General features: G+C 57.7%; 7 protein-coding genes. 2 read left to right on the top strand and 5 right to left on the bottom strand.

Annotation, left to right across the window (positions count from 1 at the left end):
- Positions 1–2,749, top strand: a 2,749-nt coding sequence (locus SMC5_RS04090; RefSeq protein ID WP_133299159.1) for a PAS domain-containing hybrid sensor histidine kinase/response regulator, incomplete at its 5' end; no start/stop codon positions are given.
- Positions 2,750–3,122: 373 nt separating this feature from the next.
- Here SMC5_RS04090 and SMC5_RS04085 read toward each other — a convergent pair.
- Positions 3,123–4,409 (bottom strand): hypothetical protein, encoded by a 1,287-nt coding sequence (locus SMC5_RS04085; protein ID WP_119119707.1) that lies wholly within the window; start codon positions 4,407–4,409, stop codon positions 3,123–3,125.
- Between the two features lie 144 nt (positions 4,410–4,553).
- Between SMC5_RS04085 and abc-f the strand changes: the two genes are divergently transcribed.
- Positions 4,554–6,452 carry a ribosomal protection-like ABC-F family protein gene (gene abc-f / locus SMC5_RS04080; protein ID WP_119119706.1) on the top strand — a complete coding sequence of 633 codons (1,899 nt, stop codon included), beginning with the start codon at positions 4,554–4,556 and terminating at the stop codon, positions 6,450–6,452.
- Here abc-f and scpB read toward each other — a convergent pair.
- The 4 genes from scpB to SMC5_RS04060 form a co-directional block, all read right to left on the bottom strand.
- Positions 6,432–6,977 (bottom strand): SMC-Scp complex subunit ScpB, encoded by a 546-nt coding sequence (scpB, locus tag SMC5_RS04075; protein WP_119119705.1) that lies wholly within the window; start codon positions 6,975–6,977, stop codon positions 6,432–6,434. The genes abc-f and scpB overlap by 21 nt on opposite strands.
- Positions 6,970–7,641 carry a segregation/condensation protein A gene (locus SMC5_RS04070; protein WP_165848966.1) on the bottom strand — a complete coding sequence of 224 codons (672 nt, stop codon included), beginning with the start codon at positions 7,639–7,641 and terminating at the stop codon, positions 6,970–6,972. The genes scpB and SMC5_RS04070 overlap by 8 nt, the downstream gene beginning before the upstream one ends.
- Positions 7,642–7,664: 23 nt before the next feature.
- Positions 7,665–8,648, bottom strand: coding sequence for a tryptophan--tRNA ligase (gene trpS, locus SMC5_RS04065; RefSeq protein WP_119119703.1), 984 nt, complete (start codon positions 8,646–8,648; stop codon positions 7,665–7,667).
- 7 nt (positions 8,649–8,655) lie between these two features.
- A partial coding sequence (locus SMC5_RS04060; protein WP_207799050.1) for a site-2 protease family protein occupies positions 8,656–8,934 on the bottom strand: 279 nt, incomplete at its 5' end.

Here is an 8,934-nt window from a genome sequence, read left to right as displayed (position 1 = left end):
GTCGCCCGAAGAAACACAGCACATGCTCCACGAACTGCAGGTGCATCAGATCGAGCTGGAGATGCAGAACGAGGAATTGCGCCAGGCTCAGGTGGAACTGGACACCGGGCGGGCACGCTATTTTGACCTCTATGACCTGGCACCGGTGGGTTACGTCACCATCAGCGAGCAGGGGCTGCTCCTGGAGGCCAACCTCACCACCGCCACCCTGCTGGGCGTGACCCGCAACGACCTCATCAAGCAGCCCTTCTCACGGTTCGTCCTCAGAGAAGACCAGGACACCTGCTACTTTCTCAACAAACAGCTCTTTGAGACCGGTGAGCCGCATGGCTGCGAACTGCGGATGGTGAAGAAGGACGGCACGGCATTCTGGGTACGGTTGCAGGCCACCTCAGTACAGAATGCCGCTGGACCGGCCGTATCACGCGTTGTGATCAGCGACATCACCGAGCGCAAGCAGGCGGAGGAGGATCTGAAGAAACGGAATCTGTTTGTCGAAAGTCTGCTGGAAAACGCACCGATTGGATTCGCCGTCAACACAATATCCGACGGGCAACGGGTGTTTGTGAGCCGCAATTTCGAGAAGATCTACGGGGTGGAACCGGACAGCATGCAATGTGTCAGTGACTACTTTGAGAAAGTGTATCTGGATCCGGTGTTCCGCGAGAAGATGCGCGAACGTATTATGGCAGACATGGCGACCGGAGAGACCGCGCGGATGAGCTGGGAGGACATCCCGATCACAACGCACGCCGGCGAGCGCAGGGTCGTCACCGCCGTCAATATCCCGTTGCCTGACCAGAATCTGATGATTTCCACGGTACAGGATGTCACCGAGCGCAAGCAGGCAGAGGAGGCGCTCCTGCAGGCAAGAGACGACTGGGAAAGCACCTTCGACAGCCTGACCGATGCGGTAACCATTCATGACAAGAATTACGATATTATCCGTGCGAACAGCAGTGCGCGTCAGATGCTGGGACTGCCTCTCCTGGGCAATCTCATCACGAAGGCGAAATGCTTCATGTGTTACCATGGCACGGAAAAGCCACCGGAAGGATGTCCCAGTTGCAGAAGTCTCGTGACCGAGCAACCGAGCTCCTATGAACTCTTTGAACCTCACCTGAACAAGTATCTGGAAATCCGGGCTATACCAAGGTTTGACACTCACCACCAGTGCATCGGGTTGGTACATGTCGTCAGAGACATCACCGAGCGCAAGCGGGCGGAAGAAGAGATTCAGCGGGAACGAGCATTTTTCGACCGATTGGTGGAGTCAGCCCCGGAAGGCATCGCGATCACCGATACCCAAGGCAAGGTCTTGCGGGTCAACGCCGAGTTCGTGCGCATGTTTGGCTATGAGCTTGATGAAGCCGTCGGACAATGTCTCGACGACCTGGTGGCACCTCCCACCCGCCAGGAAGAAGCCAGAGCGATCACAAGGTCCACCAACCAAGGGGAGAAAACTCTTCTGGAAACAGTGCGGCGCAGGAAGGACGGCACCCTCGTTGATGTATCCCTCATCGGTGCGCCTATTCTTGTCGCAGGGAAGCTGGAGGCGGGTTACGGCATCTACCGTGACATCACCGAGCGCAAGCAGGCCGAAGATCAACTCCGACAGTCCCAGAAGATGGAGGCCATCGGCCAATTAGCAGGTGGCGTCGCCCACGACTTCAACAACCTGCTGACCGGCATCCTGGGCAACATCGCCCTGATACGCGGGGGTCTGCCTGCTGCCGACCCGCTGTTGGAAAACCTGAATGCAGCCGAGACCGCTGCCCGTCAGGCCGCCGACCTGACAAAAGGACTCCTTACATTCGGCCGCAGCGCCATGGTCCTGCCGGTGTCCATGAATATCACGACCGCGCTCGACGCGACCCTGGCACTGCTGAAACAGTCACTGCCAGCCACCATGGAGATCGTCCGTGACTATGAGCAGACGGCATGGAACGTCCTGGTGGACCAGTCGCAGATGACGCAGATCCTCCTCAACCTCGCGGTGAACGCACGCGATGCCATGAAGGGCAAAGGAATACTGACGATACGCACAAGCAACGAGGTTGTGGGGGAGAAGTACGTCCAGACCCATCCTTTTGCGCGGACAGGAGAATTTGTCCACCTGAGCGTCACAGACACGGGCCCCGGGATGTCTTCGGAGGTCATGCAGCATCTCTTTGAACCATTCTACACGACGAAGCCAATAGGTTCCGGCACGGGGCTGGGCCTCTCGATCGTCTACGGTGCCGTCAAGCAGGCCGGTGGATGGATCACGGCAGTATCCGCTGAAGGCGTCGGGGCAACCTTCGACATCTACCTCCCCCGCTGCCTGGAAGAAGGCACGAAGTCTTTGACTCCCAGTCCCCTCTCTGAGAACACATGCAGGGGAATGATCCTGGTGGTCGAAGACGAGCCAATCGTGTGTGCGGTCGCACAGGCTCTCCTGAGCAGGAGCGGATATACGGTCCTGACGGCACCGGACGGAGCATCTGCCCTGAACGCCCTGCGCGAGCACCCGACGGACATCAGGATCATCCTGCTGGACATGACCATGCCGGGCATGACCACTGACGAAATCGTGCAGGCCATCCGGGCCCTGAACTCCACGGTCTCCATCCTGCTGAACTCCGGGTACACCTCCAACGACGCCGTCAATCAGATGCTCGCGGAGCACAGTGTCCAGGGGTTCCTGGGCAAACCGTATACCTTGGGCGAGCTGGTGGGGAAGGTCCAGGAGCTGCTTTGCCGAAGCTGAGGACGCTACCGAACGCCTCAGGAAGTCCGGGACGTCTGCATTCTGACGGCCGAGGTCCCAGGAACTCCTGTTTGACAAGCATGGGTCCCATATTCGAGAGAGACTACTACCATAGTAGAGTATTGGTTCCAGACACTCGGGTAGTGGACACACGGACGACATTCCCCTGATCGTGGATAGTGCTATCTCTTCCACTGTGCCGGTGTTGCAGTGCTTGAGGACTCGTGATCGCTATCGTTCGCGGATTGCTCAGCAATCTTGCTGAGTCTCGACAACTCTGCGAGCAAGAGGTTCCAACTGGAATCGCTCTGGCGCACCACCGCATTCTCTATGATGACACAATGTCTCAGCATCTGACACGAGATTGCTGAACCTACGTATGACGGTAGACCCTCCATGTGATGTCGGCTTTGCCCATATGCGATAGAGGGATGTATATATCGGGATTGGTATCGGCAATCTGCGACCCTGACGCGAGTTGAACCCCCATCTTGATGGTCGCAAGATACGTCTTCTCATACAACATGGCATCGATACCATTCTTCTTGCGTGTTGTCCCAAGGACAAAGACGCGGCATTGTGTGAATTGCCGGTGTTTAACGCGATCCCTGAGCAACCTGAAAATTCCCAGGTCGCGCCGGATGTCCGACAGCCCATAGATGTGGGTGCTGGGGACGTACGCCGTGTGAAGCCGATCATATTCTTCGATCACCTCGTTGAGATCGGGCAGCGTTACAGCCATGCCGATGACAGGATGATCCGGTTTCGTCATATCTTCGACCACAAAGACCAAGTCCTCGATGGCAATCATTTTCAATCCGCTCGCGAGATAGTCGAACTCCTCTTCGGAGAAAAGTTCAAACTGTGGGTGGACGCTGGTGTCCCACGCGACGTTATAGATGGTCTTCACTCGAGCGATCTCATTTGCCCAATCGCTGATCTTGACGGATCTGACAGCAACCCCTTGGCGTGCCAGCCGTTGCTCGAGGTCCTGCCCGCGGCTTCGCATGTCACCCAGGCGCTCCATGTAAGCAGAAGCACTCTCGTGCGTCATGCGAAAGGCATACCAGTCGTTTTCCTTGACTCCCCACTGTTCCAGAAAGTGCGTGTAGTATGGAGGTTGATAGGGCTCCATGACCATGGGGTGTTTGTCAAATCCATCAACAAGAAGACCAGCCTCACCGTTGGCGTTGAACCGTGCCGGGCCGATGATCTTAACGGTGCCGGTCTGCTGCAGATCCTGAGTGGCTGCGTCAAGCAGTGCAGCGGCGACCTCGTCATCGTCGAATGACTCGAACAACCCGATCCACCCAATCTCACCCTGAACTGTGCGTTCGCTATAGGAACGGTCGATGAAGGCTGCGATGCGTCCGACGGGCTCACCATTCTTATGGGCCACGTAGTACTGCAGGAATGAACAATGATGGAAAAAGGGGTTGGCGCCGGGGAACTTCTTCTTCCACCAGTTGCGGTCGGGGTTCAGGTCATTCATCTCCGCAGCCAGGATGGGCATGACTTTGTGCGACTCGGCAGTACTGTAGAAGGGGATACTCCAGGCCACGTTGACGAATTCTTTGAGCTTGGCGACTGACAGGGGAAAGGATCCCTTCACTGAGACCGGCTGGGAGATGAGTCGCTCTATTGTCACTGTCGTTTTCATGGTTCCTCCGGGGTACTGATCGTAATAGACATGGTGGTGCTCCTGCAGTTTCGCTGCTATAATAAATTCTAAGACTCGTCCCCTGCCGCGAATTATGATACGCGAAATGGGCAACCTGTAAATTGATAGGATGTCTCCGACAACATGCCACTTATACTGGAAAACCTTGAAAAGATGTACGGCGATCGCCTCCTCTTCCGGTCTCAGCACTGTACCATTGGTGCCGGAGACAAGGTCGGCATCGTCGGCCCAAACGGAAGCGGCAAGACAACACTCCTCCGTATTCTGGCAGGCGCAGATGACGAGTACGACGGGACGGTCCAGATCACTGGTAGGGACAGTTCCTGCTTCATCGATGCTGTCCCCGTGGACCCCGCGCGTACTGCCCGGCAGATTGTTGCTGAGCCTTTTGAGCACCTCCGCGCTCAGGATACACGGATCCGCGAGCTGGAACGCCTTCTGTCTACTGCCGCTGAGACCGATGACTACCTCGCCGAACTCGCCCGGCAGACCGAACAGTTCGAGGCAGAGGGGGGCTACGACTACATCGTCAACATGAACAAGGCGCTCTCCAGCCTCGGGTTTGCCACAGAAGATCTTGACCGCCTTGCGGGGACGATGAGCGCCGGAGAGATCTCTCGACTGCGTCTGTCGCGGCTGGTCAGCGACACCCAGAACATCTGGCTGCTGGATGAGCCCACCAACTACCTGGACATTCCAGCCGTGCAGTGGCTCGAACGCCAGCTCAAGGGGCTGCAGGCAACGCTCCTGGTAGCATCGCACGACGTCTGGTTTCTGGACCAGGTGTGCAACAAGCTCCTTGTCATTGAGAACGGGACACTGCGCCTGTTCAACGGAGGGTATACCGACTATGTCCGGGTCAGGGATGCCGAAGCCGCCGACCGCGCCCAGCATGATGTGGAGATCAAACGGGAGATCGAACGCATGCGGCAGTACGTCGAGAAGTACAGGTATGGGACGCGCGCAAGTCAGGCTGCCTCGCGCGAGAAAGCCATGGAGCGTCTGAAGCTGAAGGTCCAGACTGAACCTGCCTCCACGCGCAAACGCGTCCACGTGCGGCTGCGCAACACAGGAGAGAGTGGAGAGATCGCGCTGCGCCTCGAGCACGTTAGCAAGTCGTACGGTGATCGAGCGATTCTCAGCAAGGCAAACGTCACGATCCTCTCTCGTCAGCATGTGGCTATCCTTGGCCGCAACGGGGCGGGGAAGTCGACACTGCTGGGCATAGCGATGGGGCAGATCGTCCCCGACGATGGTGACATCTACTGGGGACCAAGCGTGCGGTACTCCTTCTTCCCTCAGAACTACACGCTCTTCGAGAAAGAAACTGCCATGGAGTGGATCACGGCGCGGCGTCCGCAGATGATCGTCTCGGAGGTCAAGGCGCTATTGGGCAGTTTCGGTTTTACTGCTGATCAGATGGACCAGCAGACCGGGGCGATGAGCAGCGGAGAGAAACAGCGCCTGCTGCTGGCTTTGCTGTCTACCGAAACGGCCAACATGATCATCCTGGACGAGCCGACGAACTTCCTGGACATCCAGACACGAGAGTCACTCGCTTCGACGCTCCGAGCGTTCAATGGAACAGTCCTGTTCGTATCACACGACCGGACATTCATCGATGCGGTCGCCGACCGCATTATCCTCATCGAACACAGCAATGTCTCGGTGCTGGAGGGAAATTACTCGGCAAATCGGCAGGACCTGTTCAACGACCGTGCCGGCAGGACTGCGTCCTCTGGTCATGCAGCTGCTCAGGACAACACCAGACCCACACGGACGTCACACAACAGGCTCATGGGCCTTGAAGCCCACGTACGGCTTCTCGAGCGCCAGATTGGCGAGATAGAACAGGAACAGGCTGATCTCATACGGAGACTGCAGGAAGAAGGGCCTGCCATGCAGGGAACAGATATCGCGTCACTGTCGGTGCATATCCACGAGCTGCAGGTACGACGGGAGGAGCTGTTCGAGGAGCTGGCAGTGGCAGAAGAGCAGTTCTTACAAGCCTCGGCGTCGTGATTCGATTTCCTGGAGCAGCTCCTCGCGGGACGCAAATCCCCACCGCTCCAGCAGTTCCTCCGAGAGGTCATACACGAGAACCTTCTTCAGATAGTCCCGTTTTGTCGTCAGGAGCTTCCGTTCAAGGAGCGACACCAGAGCTTTGTCGCTCGTGACTCCGCGAAGCTGCAGAATTTCCTTGCGTGCCAGCGCCCCCTTGGTAATGATGAGAGCGAGGACCTCCATGGCCTGTCTGGAGAGGCCGACCTTGGGTCTGGGTTGAGCCGGTTCAGGCGTGAGCTTGTCTGGAACCGAGAAGCAGTACTTCTGGCCGTCCTGAACGAGACGGACGCCACGATTGGCGTAGTCAGCTTGGAGACTCTCCAGGAGACGCCGGGTCGCCTGGCAACTCTGTCCCGCCCGGCGCGCCAGATAGCGGACACCCACGGGACCCTCAGCCGCAAACAGGATGGCCTCGAGTCGCTGCTTCGCAGCCTGAAGCTCCAGTCCCGTAATGAATTCCTGACTTTCTGTGCGCTCAGTCATTCGGTTTTCCCACGTACTCAACGGCAATACCCTCGAACCGGCTCTGCTGAGCAATGTGCAGCACTCCCATCTTGGTCAGGATGAGGATCGCGAGAAAACTCAATACCACACGCTCTCGGGAATCGGATGAGTCGAAGATATCCTCAAACAGCATAGTTCCTCTCTCCTGCAGTAGCTCGCGAAGCTCCCGCATGACCTGTTGAAGACTCAGATAGACCGGTCGCTGGTCCTCGCTCTTGGTGGGCTTGCGCGCTGCGATGCGTTCAACAATGCGGGCAAGTGCCTCAAGAAGAGCGTCCGACACCTCGTCACCTGTCTGCTCCTCCGCTGGAGGGAGAGTGGTCCTCACATTAGGTCTCTTGTACGGAGCTCTGCCCGCATTGACTTCCTGAAGGACCTCGAGAATAGGCCTGGCGTACAACCCCGCCTCGTCCAGCGCTCTGATGCCTTCCTGCAACGATTTCTCCTGCGCGGCTGCGTGCCCGAACAGGACGAACTCGCTCTTCAGCTTAAGAAGATCAGCCAGCATGTAGACGAGCTCGGCGTGCTCCTCGACCCCGGCGTCGCGCCGAATGGTCATGCTGCAGAAGTCCACCAGGCGCTCGACGACGACGTCGGCAACGTCGGCCCGCCCGGCCCGCCCAAGGAGTCTCAGGTTGTTCACGGAATCCGTCAGTCCCGCCACATTCAGATCCCCATGGCCTCCCTGACCATCCGCACAGTCTCGGCGGCGACCACCGAGGCCTTCTCCCGGCCTTCGACCAGAATGCGGTCAACCGACTGAGGATCGGCGGCAAAGGCGGCCCGTCGCTCCTGGAACCCGACCAGCCGCTCCGAGACCATCGCTGCGACAGAGCGTTTGTGGGCGACGCAGCCTAGACACCCCTGTTCACATTGAGTCTTTGCTTCTGGCGCGGTGTCCGGCTGAAGCAGCTTGTGATACTGGTAGATGACACAGCCGGCTTCTGGGTGACCAGGGTCATCCTTGCGTACCTTCAAGGGGTCTGTGTAGGCCGTCATCATGCGCTTCGCCGTCACTTCCGGCGGATCGGAGACTACGATGTCGTTGCCAAGAGACTTGCTCATCCTGCGTCCGTCGAGGCCCGACAACCGCTGAAACTCGTTAAGGATAGGCTGAGGCTCTGGGAAGAGGTTGACGTGATACGTATGGTTGAAGGCGCGCGCCAGTTCACGGGCAAATTCAAGGTGTGGGACCTGGTCCTTGCCAACTGGCACTACTTCCGCGCGGTAGACCATGATATCGGCGGCCATCAGGACAGGATAACTCAACAGGCCAAGGTTCACGTTGTCCTTGAGGTCCATATCCCGGATCATCTCTTTGACGGTCGGGTTGCGCTCGACCCACGATACGGGCGTGATCATCGCCAGGAGCGTGAACAGATAGGCATGCTCCGGCACGTCGGACTGGCAGAAGATGGCGGATTTCTGCGGGTCAAGTCCCGCCCCCAGCCAGTCGAGGGCCATCTCACGCCGGTACTCACGAATCGAACCACTCTCGTTCCACTTGGTGGTCAGCGCGTGCATGTCCGCGACCATGAAGTAGCAGTCATACTCGTCCTGCAACTTCACGTAATTCGCCAGTACGCCCAGATAGTGACCAAGGTGGAGCTTGCCAGTTGGACGCATGCCACTCAGAATACGTTTTTTCATGGGCACCTCACAGCCTCAGGACGGTATTCAAAATAAAGCCAAGGACCTTGTTCATCACACTGGTGATGATGTTAAACCAGAGAAGGGCCAGCAGGATGACGGTCCCGTACAGGTCCACCGCACGGTCGTACAGAAACCGCTCCGGCCTCTTGAAGAAGAGTGCGAAAAAGACCTTGGAACCATCGAGCGGGGGGATAGGAAGGAGATTGAACACGCCAAGTGCTACCGAGAACTCGACAAGACTCAGCAGGACACTATTCACATAGCTGAACTGCGTGACGAACGC

The sequence above is a fragment of the Candidatus Cryosericum odellii genome (assembly GCF_003570935.1).
GTDB lineage: Bacteria > Caldisericota > Caldisericia > Cryosericales > Cryosericaceae > Cryosericum > Cryosericum odellii.
This window is presented reverse-complemented; position numbering and strand designations above follow the sequence as displayed.

What these genes read in the sequence shown, in the direction of transcription:
- scpB (WP_119119705.1), bottom strand. Translation starts at nt 6,977, where the DNA reads ATGACTGAGCGCACAGAAAGTCAGGAATTCATTACGGGACTGGAGCTT.
- trpS (WP_119119703.1), bottom strand. Translation starts at nt 8,648, where the DNA reads ATGAAAAAACGTATTCTGAGTGGCATGCGTCCAACTGGCAAGCTCCAC.
- SMC5_RS04085 (WP_119119707.1), bottom strand. Translation starts at nt 4,409, where the DNA reads ATGAAAACGACAGTGACAATAGAGCGACTCATCTCCCAGCCGGTCTCA.
- abc-f (WP_119119706.1), top strand. Translation starts at nt 4,554, where the DNA reads ATGCCACTTATACTGGAAAACCTTGAAAAGATGTACGGCGATCGCCTC.